The sequence below is a fragment of the Streptomyces sp. HPF1205 genome (genome assembly GCF_020400825.1).
Taxonomy (GTDB): Bacteria; Actinomycetota; Actinomycetes; order Streptomycetales; family Streptomycetaceae; genus Actinacidiphila.
The window spans coordinates 328,778-342,632 of sequence record NZ_JAINVH010000001.1; the positions used below are offsets into that span (position 1 = coordinate 328,778).

General features: G+C 70.5%; 10 protein-coding genes. All 10 read left to right on the plus strand.

Annotation, left to right across the window (positions count from 1 at the left end; translation table 11 throughout):
* Positions 1–61 precede the first annotated feature (61 nt).
* Positions 62–2,695 (plus strand): valine--tRNA ligase, encoded by a 2,634-nt coding sequence (locus tag K7G61_RS01370; RefSeq protein WP_225844603.1) that lies wholly within the window; start codon positions 62–64, stop codon positions 2,693–2,695.
* A gap of 63 nt (positions 2,696–2,758) precedes the next feature.
* Positions 2,759–4,315, plus strand: coding sequence for a folylpolyglutamate synthase/dihydrofolate synthase family protein (locus K7G61_RS01375; RefSeq protein ID WP_225844604.1), 1,557 nt, complete (start codon positions 2,759–2,761; stop codon positions 4,313–4,315).
* Between the two features lie 12 nt (positions 4,316–4,327).
* On the plus strand, positions 4,328–4,696 hold the full coding sequence (locus K7G61_RS01380) for a DUF4233 domain-containing protein (protein ID WP_225844605.1): 369 nt from the start codon (positions 4,328–4,330) through the stop codon (positions 4,694–4,696).
* A 76-nt stretch (positions 4,697–4,772) separates the two neighbouring features.
* Complete coding sequence (gene ndk, locus K7G61_RS01385) at positions 4,773–5,186, plus strand: nucleoside-diphosphate kinase (protein WP_225844606.1); 414 nt, start codon at positions 4,773–4,775, stop codon at positions 5,184–5,186.
* A 216-nt stretch (positions 5,187–5,402) separates the two neighbouring features.
* Positions 5,403–6,425 carry a rod shape-determining protein gene (locus K7G61_RS01390; RefSeq protein ID WP_225844837.1) on the plus strand — a complete coding sequence of 341 codons (1,023 nt, stop codon included), beginning with the start codon at positions 5,403–5,405 and terminating at the stop codon, positions 6,423–6,425.
* A 99-nt stretch (positions 6,426–6,524) separates the two neighbouring features.
* Positions 6,525–7,571, plus strand: a complete 1,047-nt coding sequence (gene mreC / locus K7G61_RS01395) for a rod shape-determining protein MreC (protein ID WP_225844607.1) — start codon at positions 6,525–6,527, stop codon at positions 7,569–7,571.
* A gap of 12 nt (positions 7,572–7,583) precedes the next feature.
* Positions 7,584–8,243, plus strand: a complete 660-nt coding sequence (gene mreD / locus K7G61_RS01400; protein ID WP_225844608.1) for a rod shape-determining protein MreD — start codon at positions 7,584–7,586, stop codon at positions 8,241–8,243.
* On the plus strand, positions 8,240–10,459 hold the full coding sequence (gene mrdA, locus K7G61_RS01405; protein ID WP_225844609.1) for a penicillin-binding protein 2: 2,220 nt from the start codon (positions 8,240–8,242) through the stop codon (positions 10,457–10,459). The genes mreD and mrdA overlap by 4 nt, the downstream gene beginning before the upstream one ends.
* A complete protein-coding gene (gene rodA, locus K7G61_RS01410; RefSeq protein WP_225844610.1) occupies positions 10,456–11,652 on the plus strand; it encodes a rod shape-determining protein RodA in 1,197 nt (398 codons plus the stop codon). The genes mrdA and rodA overlap by 4 nt, the downstream gene beginning before the upstream one ends.
* A 156-nt stretch (positions 11,653–11,808) precedes the next feature.
* Positions 11,809–13,767, plus strand: coding sequence for a TIGR03960 family B12-binding radical SAM protein (locus K7G61_RS01415; RefSeq protein WP_225844842.1), 1,959 nt, complete (start codon positions 11,809–11,811; stop codon positions 13,765–13,767).
* Positions 13,768–13,855: the final 88 nt, after the last annotated feature.

A 13,855-nucleotide genomic window follows, 5' to 3' on the forward strand; every position in this document is an offset into this window, starting at 1 on the left:
TCCCGGCAGCGGGGGCGCAACTGATTCGTCACAGGTTTGTCAGCCCCCGTAGAATCCAGCCGTGACCGAGAACCCTCAGCAGGGCCCCGCTCGCGGGCCGCACGACAGCAACCCGCCACTGCCGACCCAGTACGCGCCGGCCGAGGTAGAGGGGAAGCTGTACGAGCGCTGGGTGGAGCGCGGCTATTTCGAGGCCGACGCCAAGAGCGACAAGCCGCCGTACACCATCGTCATCCCGCCGCCGAACGTCACCGGCACCCTCCACCTGGGGCACGCCTTCCAGCACACGCTCATGGACGCCCTCACCCGCCGCAAGCGGATGCAGGGCTACGAGGCGCTGTGGCTGCCCGGCATGGACCACGCCGGCATCGCCACCCAGAACAAGGTCGAGCAGCAGCTCGCCGAGGAGGGCAAGTCGCGGCACGACATCGGCCGCGAGGCGTTCGTCGAGCGCGTCTGGCAGTGGAAAGAGGAGTACGGCGGCAGGATCCTCGGCCAGATGCGCCGGCTCGGCGACGGCGTCGACTGGTCCCGTGAGCGCTTCACGATGGACGAGGGCCTGTCCAACGCGGTCCAGACGATCTTCAAGAAGCTCTACGACGACGGGCTGATCTACCGCGCCGAGCGGATCATCAACTGGTGCCCGCGCTGCCTGACCGCCATCTCCGACATCGAGGTGGAGTACCAGGAGGACGACGGCGAGCTGGTCTCGATCAGGTACGGCGAGGGCGAGGACGCCGTCGTCGTGGCCACCACCCGCGCCGAGACGATGCTCGGCGACACCGCGGTCGCCGTCCACCCCGACGACGAGCGCTACCGGCACCTGGTCGGCAAGCGCATCAAGCTGCCGCTGACCGACCGCACGATCCCGGTGGTCGCCGACGCGCACGTCGACCCGGAGTTCGGCACGGGCGCGGTCAAGGTCACCCCGGCCCACGACCCCAACGACTTCGCGATCGGGCAGCGGCACGGCCTGGAGTCGCTGACGATCATGGACGAGCGCGGCATCATCACCGTCCACGGCCCCTTCCAGGGACTGGACCGGTTCGAGGCCCGCAGCACCATCGTCGGCGCCTTGCGCGAACAGGGCAGGATCGTCGCCGAGAAGCGGCCGTACATCCACTCGGTGGGCCACTGCTCGCGCTGCAGCACCACCATCGAACCGCGGCTGTCGCTGCAGTGGTGGGTCAAGGTCGCCCCGCTGGCGAAGGCCGCGGGCGACGCGGTCCGCGACGGACGGGTCACCATCCACCCCAAGGAGATGGAGAAGCGGTACTTCGACTGGGTCGACAACATGCACGACTGGTGCATCTCGCGCCAGCTGTGGTGGGGCCACCGCATCCCGGTCTGGTACGGACCGGACGGCGAGCAGGTCTGCCTCGGCCCCGACGACCCCAGGCCCGGTGACGGCTGGACCCAGGACTCGGACGTCCTGGACACCTGGTTCTCCTCCGGCCTGTGGCCGTTCTCCACGCTGGGCTGGCCGGAGCGCACCCCGGACCTGGAGAAGTTCTATCCGACCGACGTCCTGCTCACCGGCCACGACATCATCTTCTTCTGGGTCGCCCGGATGATGATGTTCGGCCTGTACGCGATGGACGGCGTGGCGCCGTTCCACACCATCGCGCTGACCGGCCTGGTCCGCGACGAGTTCGGCAAGAAGATGTCCAAGTCCAACCCCAACTCGGTGGACCCGCTGGACTGGATGAACGCCTACGGCTCCGACGCCGTCCGCTTCACCCTGGCCACCGGCGCCAACCCGGGGGCGGACGTGCCCATCGGCGAGGACTGGGTCAAGGCGTCCCGCAACTTCGCCAACAAGATCTGGAACGCCACCCGGTTCGCGCTGATGAACGGCGCCACCGTCGAGGGCCCGCTGCCGGCGCCCGAGCGGCTGTCCGCCGCCGACCGGTGGATCCTGTCCCGGCTGAACCGGGTGGTCGCCGAGGTCGACGGCTACTACGACGACTACCAGTTCGCCAAGCTCAGCGACGCGCTCTACCACTTCGCGTGGGACGAGGTCTTCGACTGGTACGTCGAGCTGTCCAAGACCGCCTTCCAGAAGGGCGGCGAGGGCGCCGAGGTGTCCGGCAGGGTCCTGGGCGAGGTCCTCGACGTGATGCTGCGGCTGCTGCACCCGGTCGTCCCGTTCGTCACCGAGACGCTGTGGACCACGCTCACCGGCCGCGAGTCGCTGGTGATCGCCTCCTGGCCGGCCGACAGCGGCTTCCGCGACCCGGCGGCCGAGGCGGAGATCGCCGAGGTCCGGCGGGTGGTCACCGAGGTCCGCAGGTTCCGCTCGGACCAGGGGCTGCAGCCCGGCCAGCGGGTGCCCGCACGGCTGACCCTGGGCGGCACCATCCTGGTGCCGCACGAGGACGCCATCCGGCAGCTCCTGCGGCTGCAGCCGCCCGCCGAGGGCTTCCACGCCACCGCGACCCTGCCGGTGGCCGGCGCGACCGTCGAGCTGGACCTGTCCGGCACCATCGACGTGGCGGCCGAGCGCAAGCGCCTGGCCAAGGACCTCGCGGCGGCCGAGAAGGAGAAGGAACAGGCGCACAAGAAGCTCGGCAACGAGGGCTTCCTCGCCAAGGCGCCGGAGAAGGTCGTCGAGGGCATCCGCGCCAGGCTCGCGGTCGCCGAGTCCGACATCGCCCGGATCGGCGCCCAGCTCGCGGCGCTCCCGGAGGCGTAGCCCGTTCGTGACGCGGCGGGCCCGGACCGAAAGGTGCGGGCCCGCTTCCGTAGACTGGACGCCGTGAGCAACCCCCCCAGCGACGAGCAGCCGTACGAGACCGACGGGCCGGACGGAACGGACGGGACGTACGACGCCGCCGGTGACGAGGACCGGCAGCCGCCGCGCGAGGCCGACATGGCCGTCATCGAGGCCGGCAGCCGCACCCTGCGGGCCCAGGTCTCCCCGCCCTCGCCCGAGGACGACGTCCCGGGCCGGCCGGCCGACCCCGCGCTGGACCGGGAGCTGCGCGAGGTGGAGGAGGAGCTGCTCGGCCGCTGGCCGGAGACCAAGCTCGACCCGTCGCTGGACCGGATGACCGCGCTCATGGACATCCTCGGCGAGCCGCAGCGCACCTATCCGGCGATCCACGTCACCGGAACCAACGGCAAGACCAGCACCGCCCGCATGATCGAACGGCTGCTGCTCGCCTTCGACCTGCGCACCGGCCGCTACACCAGCCCCCACGTCCAGTCCGTCACCGAGCGCATCAGCCTGGACGGCGTCCCGATCTCCGCCGAGCGCTTCATCGAGACCTACCGCGACCTGCGGCCCTACATCGCGATGGTCGACGAGACCCGGCCGCACCGGCTGTCCTTCTTCGAGGTGCTCACCGGGATGGCGTACGCGGCCTTCGCGGACGCGCCGGTGGACGTCGCCGTGGTCGAGGTCGGCATGGGCGGCAGCTGGGACGCCACCAACGTGGTGGACGGCCAGGTGGCCGTGATCACCCCGATCGCCCTGGACCACACCGAGCGGCTGGGCCCCACGCCGGGCGACATCGCGGTGGAGAAGGGCGGCATCATCAAGAAGGACGCCACCGCCGTCATCGCCCAGCAGCCGGCCGACGCCGCCAAGGTGCTGCTCAAGCGGGCCGTCGAGGTCGACGCGACCGTGGCCCGGGAGGGCATGGAGTTCGGCGTGCTCCACCGCGAACTGGCCGTCGGCGGGCAGATGCTCACCCTGCGCGGCCTCGGCGGCGAGTACGAGCAGGTGTTCCTGCCGCTGCACGGCGAGCACCAGGCGCACAACGCGGCCATAGCGCTCGCCGCGGTCGAGGCGTTCTTCGGCATCGGCAGCATGCACCACCGCATCCTCGACCTGGACACCGTGCGGCAGGCGTTCGCCTCCGTCACCTCGCCCGGCCGGCTGGAGGTGGTGCGCCGCAGCCCCACCGTGCTGCTGGACGCCGCGCACAACCCGGCCGGCGCGCAGGTCACCGCGGCCGCCGTCAGCGAGGTCTTCGGCTTCACCCATCTGGTGGGCGTCGTCGGGCCGAGCGGCGACAAGGACGTGCGGGGCCTGCTGGAGGCCTTCGAGCCGGTCTTCGCCGAGGTCGTGGTGACCCGCAACTCCACCAAGCGCGCGATGGACATCGACGAACTGGCCGCGCTCGCGGTCGAGGTGTTCGGCGAGGAGCGGGTGCAGGTCGAGACGCGGCTCGACGACGCGCTGGAGGCGGCCATCACCCTGGCCGAGGAGGAGGGCGCGTACGCCGGGGCCGGGGTGCTGGTCACCGGTTCGGTCATCACGGTGGGAGAGGCCCGGCTGCTGCTGGGCCCGCAAGGGACTGCGAAATAAGGGGCCGCGGGCATGCGGACGCTGTGTTCGAGCACGCTGATCAGTGAGTTCTTCGTCATCGGCTTCGCCGGGCTGGTCGCGATGAAGCACCCGGACCTGTCCCAGGCCACCGTGTGGACGGTGTGCGGGGCGGCGATGGCGGTGTGCGTGCTGCTGTGCGGCATGCTGAGCCGGCCGGGCGCGATCGCGGTTGGCTGGGCGCTGCAGGCGGCCCTGGTCGCCAGCGGCTTCGTGATCGGTACGATGTACTTCCTCGGTGTGGTCTTCGCGGTCCTGTGGTGGGCGTCCATCCACTACGGCCGCAAGGTCGACGAGATCCGGGCCCGTGGCGCGGGCGGCACCGGCGGTGGCGGCACCGGGGGCACGGCTTCGCCCGCCTGACGTACCGCCCACCCCCGCCTTGTAGGCTCGTCGCACATCCGCACGCCGTCCTCGCCCACGCCCCAGGAGCCGCCCTGTGTCCCAGCGCACCCTCGTCCTTCTCAAACCGGACGCCGTCCGCCGCGGCCTGGTCGGGGAACTCCTCGGCCGGATCGAGCGCAAGGCGGGCTGGACGATCAGCGCCCTGGAACTGCGCACCCTCGACCGGCCCACCCTGGAGCAGCACTACGCGGAGCACGTCGGACGCCCGTTCTACGAGCCGCTGGTGGAGTTCATGTCCTCCGGCCCGTCGGTCGCCCTCGTGGTCGAGGGGGAGCGGGTCATCGAGGGCGTACGCGCGCTGGCCGGACCGACCGACCCGATCGCCGCCGCACCGGGCTCGATCCGGGGCGACTTCGGCACCATCACGCGGGAGAACCTGATCCACGCCTCGGACTCCGAGCAGTCCGCCGAACGCGAGATCAAGATCTTCTTCCCCGGTCTGGCCTAACAGCCCGCTTGTCCAGGGCATATGGCGAGGTCGAACGGGAACCAATCACTCCGACACGGCGTCACCATTACAGAGGTCCGCTGTGTGTTCTGATGACAATGACGTCGGAAGCCCGACGAGACGTCGGAACCCCGACGGCGCGCCCGGCCGGGCGCGACTACGATGGAATCTCCGCTCAAGCTCGGGAAGGCCAGACGTATCCACATGGCGAACAACATGTCGTTCATCGGCCGTGACATGGCTGTCGACCTCGGGACCGCCAACACGCTGGTGTACGTCAGGGGCCGCGGGATCGTCCTCAACGAGCCCTCGGTGGTGGCGGTCAACACCAACACCGGAGGCATCCTCGCGGTCGGCGCCGAGGCGAAGAAGATGATCGGGCGCACCCCCGGCAACATCGTCGCGGTGCGTCCGCTGAAGGACGGCGTCATCGCCGACTTCGAGATCACCGAGCGCATGCTGCGCTACTTCATCCTCAAGGTGCACAAGCGCCGCTACCTGGCCCGCCCGCGCGTGGTGATCTGCGTGCCGTCGGGTATCACGGGCGTCGAGCGGCGCGCGGTCATCGAGGCGTCCACGCAGGCCGGCGCCCGTACCGTGCACATCATCGAGGAGCCCATGGCGGCCGCGATCGGCGCCGGGCTGCCGGTGCACGAGGCCACCGGCAACATGGTCGTCGACATCGGCGGCGGCACCACCGAGGTGGCGGTCATCAGCCTCGGCGGCATCGTCACCGCCCAGTCCATCCGGGTGGCGGGCGACGAGCTGGACAACGCGATCATCCAGCACATCAAGAAGGAGTACAGCCTCCTGCTCGGCGAGCGCACCGCGGAGCAGATCAAGCTGACGATCGGCTCGGCGTTCGCCACGAAGGCTGACGACGAGCACACCGAGATCCGCGGCCGCGACCTGGTCAGCGGGCTGCCCAAGACCGTGGTGATCTCGACCGCCGAAGTGCGCAAGGCCATCGAGGAACCCGTCAACGCGATCGTGGACGCGGTGAAGACCACGCTGGACAAGTGCCCGCCGGAGCTGTCCGGCGACATCATGGACCGCGGCATCGTCCTGGCCGGAGGCGGCGCCCTGCTGCGCGGCCTCGACGAGCGGCTGCGGCACGAGACGGGCATGCCCATCCACATCGCCGAGACGCCGCTGGACTGCGTGGCGCTGGGCGCGGGCAAGTGCGTCGAGGAGTTCGAGGCGCTCCAGCAGGTCCTCGACGCGGCGCCGCGCAGGTGACGCGGCCGTAGCGGGACAGGCAGCGACAGCACACTGGCACCGACCGGCCGCGGCCCCCAGCGGCGGCGGGTCCGATGAGGAAGGCACGGACGGGCGCCCGTGAGGGACACACGAGAGAGCCGGCTTCTGCTGGTGCTGCTGGTGGTGGTGGCGTTCGCGCTGATCACCGTGGACATCCACGGCGGTGAGAACTCGGCGATGGACCGACCCCGCCGGGCCGCCCAGTCCGTGTTCGGACCGGTGGAGAACGCCGTGGCCGGCGCCGTCGACCCGGTCGGCAACGCGGTCAAGGCGGTGCGCGACTCCGGTGGACGCAGCAGCACCATCAAGCGCCTGGAACGCGAGAACGAGGCGCTCAAGGAGCAGCTCGGCAGCAAGGACATCACCCGGGCCCGGGCCGCGGAACTCGACCAGCTGCTCAGGACCGCGGGCGCCGGCCAGTACACCATCAAGGGCGCGCAGGTCATCGCGATAGGAGCGGCCCAGGGCTTCTCCTGGACCGTCACCATCGACGCCGGCAGCCACGACGGCATCACCCGCGACATGACGGTCATCAACGGCCAGGGCCTGGTCGGAAGGGTCACCACCGTCGGCCCGTCGACCTCCACCGTGCTGCTCGCCAACGACCCGGACTTCACCGTCGGTACCCGGCTGGAGGGCTCCATGGAGCTCGGCTTCGCCACCGGCCAGGGCGAGAACCCGATGCGGGTGCAACTGCTCAACGGCAAGGCCGCGGTCCACAGGGGCGACCGGATGGTCACCTTCGGCTCGCAGGCGGGCAAGCCCTTCGTGCCCGGCGTCCCGGTCGGCAAGGTGATCGGCATCGAGCCGTCGGCGGGCAACCTCACCAAGACCGTCGAGGTCCAGCCGTTCGTGAACTTCACCCGGCTCGACATCGTCGGCGTCGTGGTGGTCGGCCCGCGCACCGACCCGCGCGACAGCGTGCTGCCGCCGCGGCCCACCACCCCGCCGCCGCCGGCCAAACCGAGCGCCAAGCCCCGTACCAAACCCGGTGACACGCCCTCGGGGGAACCGGGCGGCACCCCGAACCCGGGCGACACCGCCAACCCGGGCGACACCGCCAACCCGAACAACACAGGCAACCCGGGTGACACCGCGAACCCCGGTACCTCGCCCACCCCCTAGGACGGCTGACCCATGCGCCTCAACCGGATCGTGCTCTCCGCCTTCCTGGTGGTCATCGCCATGGTCGCCCAGGTCAGCGTGCTGGCCCGACTGCACCTGCCCGGTGCCGTGCCCGACCTGCTGCTGCTCACCGTCCTGGGCCTCGCACTCAGCTACGGCCACGTCGGCGGCTGCCTGGTCGGCTTCAGCGCCGGCCTGCTCGCCGACATCGCCCCACCGGCCGACCACGCGGTGGGCCGGTACGCGCTCGTGCTGTGCGTGATCGGATACGCGGCCGGGCTCGCCAAGCCCGAGACGGGCCAACTGCGCACCGCCGCCGGGCCCATGCTCGTGGTGATCGCGGCCGCCGTCACCACCACCCTGCTGTACGCGGGCGTCGGCAGCCTCGTCGGCGACACCGCGGGCGCCCACGTCGGCCTGGTCAAGCTGGTGTCCACCGCGACCGTCTACGACCTGCTGCTCGCGCCCTTCGTCGTGCCCGTGGTGATGGCCCTGGCCCGGCGCTTCGACCGGGACCCGCTCACCGAGGACGCCTCCGGCGGATACGGCGGCAGCCGCTTCGGGCCGCGCGGCGGCTTCAGGAGCGCCGCCACCCCGCAGCGCGGCCTGTTCGGCCGCGCGGGCAAGCTGGTCAGGACCACGACGACGGCCAGGGGCGGGGTCCGCCGATGAGCAACATCCCCGAGACCGGGCGGACCACCCGGATCACCATCCGGCTGGTCATCCTGCAGATCCTCGTCGTGTCGCTGCTGCTCACCCTGGGCGGCCGGCTGTGGTACCTGCAGATCCGCAACGGACAGCAGTACCAGCAGAAAGCGGCCAGCAACAACATCCAGCAGGTCGTCACGCCCGCCGTGCGCGGCACCATCGTCGACGACCGCGGCGTGCCGCTCGCCGACAACGAGACCCGGCTCGTGGTCTCCGCCAGCCGTACCGACCTGCTCAAGCAGGCCGACGACGGCAAGGCCGTGCTCACCCGGCTGGCCGGCGTCCTCGGCATGAAGCCCGAGGACGTCATGCAGAAGGTCCGGCTGTGCGACGCGCACACCCCGCGGCCCTGCTGGAACGGTTCGCCCTACCAGCCGATCCCCATCACCGACTCCGCGACCACCCAGCAGGCCCTGCAGATCATGGAGCGGCGCGAGGACTTCCCCGGCGTCACCGCCCAGCCCACCGCCGTACGCCGCTACGCCTCCCCGGACCACTCCAACGCCGCCCAGGTGCTCGGCTACCTCTCGCCCGTCACCGACGACGAGGTCGCCGCCTCGGAGAAGACCGGCAACCCGCTGCTGCGCTCCGACCAGATCGGCCGCTCCGGCCTGGAGCACACCTACGACGAGCAGTTGCGCGGCAAGGCCGGCGTGACCCGCTACGAGGTGGACAACCTCGGCCGGGTCATCGGCAAGGCCGGCGACACCCCGGCCGTCCCCGGCGGCACCCTCGTCACCAGCCTCGACGCGCGCGTCCAGGCGGTCACCGAGAAGCAGCTGGCCACCGCCATGGACGAGGCCCGCAAGACCTACGACCCGATCACCCACGAGAACTACAAGGCCGACTCCGGCGCCGCGGTCGTCATGGACAACCGCACCGGTCAGATCATCGCCATGGCCAGCGCGCCCACCTACGACCCCAACGCCTGGGTGGGCGGCATCTCCGCCAAGGACTACAAGGCCCTCACCGACACCAAGTCCAACTACCCGCTGCTCAACCGGGCCATCCAGGGCCAGTCCGCGCCCGGCTCCACGTTCAAGGTGGTCTCCACCTCGGCCGCGGTCAACGCCGGCTACTCGATCGACGGCGACTACCCCTGCACCCCGTCGCTGACCATCGGCAACCGCGAGTTCAAGAACTTCGAGAACGAGTCGTTCGGCGACATCTCGCTGGCCAAGGCCCTGGAGGTGTCCTGCGACACCGTCTTCTACGGCCTGGCCTACGACGAGTGGCAGAAGGACGGCGGCACCAGCCCCAAGCACCCCAAGGACTGGTTCTACCGGACCGCCCACCAGTTCGGCCTCGGCGCCAGGACCGGCGTCGACCTGCCCGGCGAGGTCACCGGCCGGGTCCCGGACCGGCAGTGGAAGAAGGACTTCTGGAAGGCCAACAAGGACGAGTGGTGCAAGGTCGCCAAGACCAAGCGCGAGGACTACCAGGCCCAGATCTACCGCGAGGACTGCACCGACGGCGCCGTGCTGCGCGCCGGTGACTCCGTCAACTACGCCATCGGCCAGGGCGACACCCTGGTCACCCCGGTCCAGATGGCCCGGATCTACGCGGCACTGGCCAACGGCGGCACCCTCTACCAGCCGACCATAGGAAAGGCCGTGGTCAGCCCGGACGGCAAGACGGTCACCCCGATCAAGCCCAAGGTGGTCGGCCACCTGCCGGACAGCCCCGACACCCTGAAGTACATCAACAAGGCGCTGGCCGGCGTGATCACCGACGGCACCGCCGCCTGGAAGTTCGGCAACTGGCCGCAGGACAAGATCACCCTGCACGCCAAGACCGGTACCGCCGAGGTCGCCGGCAAGCAGACCACGTCGTGGCTGGACACGTACACCAAGGACTACACGGTCGTGATGACCATCTCGCAGGCCGGTACCGGTTCCGGCGGTTCCGGTACCGCCATCCGGCGGATCTACGAGGCGATGTACGGCATCAAGAAGGACAGCTCGCAGATCGACCCCAAGAAGGGCATCATGCCGAAGCCGGTCACGGCACTGCCGAAGATCTCCTCCGACGGCGTGGTCGTGCCCGCCTCCTACGACGCCGGCCTCCCGTTCGCCATGCCCGGCGGCTCGCGCACCGCGCCCGGCCCCGCCGCCGTCCCGGCCGCCCTCACCCCGACCAGGACCGAGCGCCTGCTCTACGGCAGGAAGTACGCGGCATGAGCGCGCACGGCTACTCGATCCGCCGGTTCACACCCGAACGCTCCACCCTCGGCAAGCTGTTCGCCCGCGACTCCGTGGTGCGCCGGATGGACTGGCTGCTGCTGTTCGCCACCGTCCTGCTGTGCGGCATCGGCACCGTCCTGGTCTACTCGGCCACCCGCAACCGCACCAACCTCACCCACGGCGACCACTACTACTTCCTGATCCGGCACGTGATGAACGCCGGCATCGGCTTCGGCCTCGCCGCCGGGGCCATGGCCATAGGACACCGCAGGATGCGCGGGGTCGCGCCCTTCTTCTACGTCCTGTCCATCCTGGGCATCCTGGCCGTCCTCAGCCCACTGGGCTCCACCGTCAACGGCGCCCACTCCTGGATCGTGATCGGCGGCGGCTTCTCCCTGCAGCCCTCGGAGTTCGTCAAGATCGCCATCATCATCGGCATGGCCATGGTGCTGTCGGGCCGGGTCGACGCCGGCGACAAGGCCCACCCGGACAACCGCACGGTGACGCAGGCACTGGCGCTCGCCCTCCTGCCGATCATGATCATCCTGCTCATGCCCGACCTCGGCTCCATCATGGTGCTGGTCGCCATCGTGCTCGGCGTCCTGCTGGCCTCCGGCTCATCCAACCGCTGGGTCTTCGGCCTGATCCTGGCCGGCGTCGCCGGTTCGCTGACCGTCTGGAAGCTCGGCATCCTCAGCCAGTACCAGGTCGACCGGTTCGCCGCCTTCGCCAACCCCGCCCTCGACCCCTCGGGCGTCGGCTACAACACCAGCCAGGCCCGTATCGCCATCGGCTCCGGCGGCCTCCTCGGCAAGGGCCTGTTCCACGGCACCCAGACCACCGGCCAGTTCGTCCCCGAGCAGCAGACCGACTTCGTCTTCTCCGTCGCCGGAGAGGAGCTCGGCTTCGTCGGCGCGGCCTTCATCATCCTGCTCATCGGCGTCATCCTCTGGCGCGCCTGCGCCATCGCGCGCGCGGCCACCGACCTGTACGGCACGATCGTGGCCGCCGGCGTCGTCGCCTGGTTCGCCTTCCAGTCCTTCGAGAACATCGGCATGACCCTCGGCATCATGCCCGTCGCCGGCATCCCCCTGCCCTTCGTCTCCTACGGCGGCTCCTCCATGTTCGCCAACTGCATCGCCATAGGGCTCCTCCAGTCGGTGAAGATGCAGCGGCCGATGTCGGCCTGACCCGCGGCCCGGGCCGCGGCGGGCGGTGGCGGGCGGCGGCGGGGCGGGCGGCGGGCCGAGGGGCGCGAGCGCCTCGGGTACCCTTGAGGGTCACCCCAAGCAGCCTCGGGGTGCGACCGAGGGTCACCCCACCGCCAGCTCATGAGAGACACCGAGATGCCTGTCGAGTCGGTCTTCCCACGCCTGGAAGCGCTGCTCCCGCACGTACAAAAGCCCATCCAGTACGTCGGCGGCGAGCTCAACTCCACCGTCAAGGACTGGGACAGCGCGGACGTGCGCTGGGCGCTGATGTACCCCGACGCCTACGAGGTCGGCGTGCCCAACCAGGGCGTCATGATCCTCTACGAGGTGCTCAACGAACGCGAGGGCGTCCTCGCCGAGCGCACCTACAGCGTGTGGCCCGACCTCGAAGCCCTGATGCGCGAACACGGCGTACCGCAGTTCACCGTCGACGCCCACCGCCCCGTCCGCGCCTTCGACGTCCTCGGCGTCAGCTTCTCCACAGAGCTCGGCTACACCAACATGCTCACCGCCCTGGACCTGGCCGGCATCCCCCTCGACGCCGCCGACCGCACCCTCGACGACCCGATCGTGCTCGCCGGCGGCCACGCCGCCTTCAACCCCGAGCCGATCGCCGACTTCATCGACGCCGCCGTCATCGGCGACGGCGAACAGGCCGTCCTGGAGATCACCGACATCCTGCGCGCCTGGAAGGCCGAAGGCCGCCCCGGCGGCCGCGACGAACTGCTGCTGCGCCTGGCCAGGACCGGCGGCGTCTACGTACCCAAGTTCTACGACGTCGAATACCTGCCCGACGGCCGGATCGCCCGCGTCGTACCGGCCCGCTCCGGCGTGCCCTGGCGGGTCTCCAAGCACACCGTCATGGACCTCGACGAGTGGCCCTACCCCAAGCAGCCCCTCGTCCCCCTCGCCGAGTCCGTGCACGAGCGGATGTCCGTCGAGATCTTCCGCGGCTGCACCCGCGGCTGCCGCTTCTGCCAGGCCGGCATGATCACCCGTCCGGTCCGCGAGCGCTCCATCACCGGCATCGGCGAGATGGTCGACCGCGGCCTGAAGGCCACCGGCTTCGAGGAGGTCGGCCTGCTCTCGCTGTCCTCCGCCGACCACAGCGAGATCGCCGACATCGCCAAGGGCCTCGCCGACCGCTACGAGGACGACAAGATCGGCCTGTCCCTGCCCTCCACCCGCGTCGACGCCTTCAACATCGACCTCGCCAACGAACTGACCCGCAACGGCCGCCGCTCCGGCCTCACCTTCGCCCCCGAGGGCGGCTCCGAGCGCATCCGCAAGGTCATCAACAAGATGGTCTCCGAGGAGGACCTGATCCGCACGGTCGCCACCGCCTACGGCAACGGCTGGCGCCAGGTCAAGCTCTACTTCATGTGCGGGCTGCCCACCGAGACCGACGAGGACGTCCTGCAGATCGCCGACATGGCCAGAAAGGTCATCCAGAAGGGCCGCGAGGTCACCGGCCAGAACGACATCCGCTGCACCGTCTCCATCGGCGGCTTCGTCCCCAAGCCGCACACCCCCTTCCAGTGGGCCCCCCAACTGGGCGCCGAGGACACCGACGCCCGCCTGACCAAGCTCCGCGACGCCATCCGCGCCGACAAGCGCTACGGCCGCAACATCGGCTTCCGCTACCACGACGGCAAGCCCGGCATCATCGAGGGCCTCCTCTCCCGCGGCGACCGCCGCGTGGCCGCCGTCATCCGCGAGGTCTACGACAACGGCGGCCGCTTCGACGGCTGGCGCGAACACTTCAGCTACGACCGCTGGCTCGACGCCTGCGAGACCGCCCTGCCCCCCCAGGGCGTCGACCTCGACTGGTACACCACCCGCGAACGCGCCTACGAGGAAGTCCTCCCCTGGGACCACCTCGACTCCGGCCTCGACAAGGACTGGCTCTGGGAGGACTGGCAGGACGCCCTCGACGAGACGGAGGTCGACGACTGCCGCTGGACGCCGTGCTTCGACTGCGGGGTGTGTCCCGCCATGGACACGTCAATTCAGGTGGGGCCGACCGGGAAGAAGTTGCTGCCGTTGACGGTCGTCGGGTCGGGGGTCGGGGCCGGGGGTGGCGGCGGGGGCTGAGGGGGCGGCTGCCGGGACGGCGTCGTACGACGGGGACAGCCCCGCGCCCTGGGGAGGGTGCGGGGCTGTCGTCGTCCGGCGCGGGTGG